The sequence below is a fragment of the Roseateles sp. P5_B10 genome, assembly GCF_056400485.1.
The window spans coordinates 1-626 of the sequence record NZ_JBFULE010001561.1; the positions used below are offsets into that span (position 1 = coordinate 1).

Sequence of the window (626 nt, forward strand, 5' to 3'; positions counted from 1 at the left end):
GTTGATGGTGGCGTGGCGAACGAGTGCGGTTCAGGGCCTCTTCTTTGGTGACTTTCTTCTGGCCCCGCAGAAGAAAGTTACCCGGCCGCCGGGACGGACTCCCGGCAATGCACCGGTGAGCAGCAATACACGCCAAACCAGACTAAGCCAAGATCTCCTTGATCACATCCCCAAACACGGTGGTCGCCTTCTCCGCCCGCCCTTGATGCGCAAACACCAGCTTCTTGTGGTTCAGCCCCAGCTGATGCAGCAGCGTCGCCTGCAGGTCATACGTATCGATCACCCCGGTCTCCGCGCGCAGCCCGATCTCATCGGTGCCGCCATACGTCCCCGGCTTGATACCACCACCAGCAATCCACTGCGTGTAGCCCCAGGGGTTGTGATCCCGCCCGTTGCCTGACTGCCCATACGGCGTGCGCCCGAACTCCGACGCCCAGACCACCAGCGTCGTCTCCAGCAGCCCCCGCGCCTTCAGGTCCGCCAGCAGCGCGCCCACCGGTTGGTCCACCTGCTTGCACATCACCGCGTGGTTCTTCTCGAGGTTGTTGTGGGCGTCCCAGCTGTCCACGCTGTTGTCCGGCGCGCCCGAGATGACGTGGATGAAGCGCACGCCGCCTGGTGGAGCG

The 626-nt window shown here is 64.1% G+C and carries 1 protein-coding gene; it reads right to left on the reverse strand.

The genetic code is table 11. From position 1 onward, the window contains the following. Positions 1-142 precede the first annotated feature (142 nt). Positions 143-626, reverse strand: a 484-nt coding sequence (locus AC1DU6_RS34585; protein ID WP_477863021.1) for a DUF1501 domain-containing protein, incomplete at its 5' end; no start/stop codon positions are given.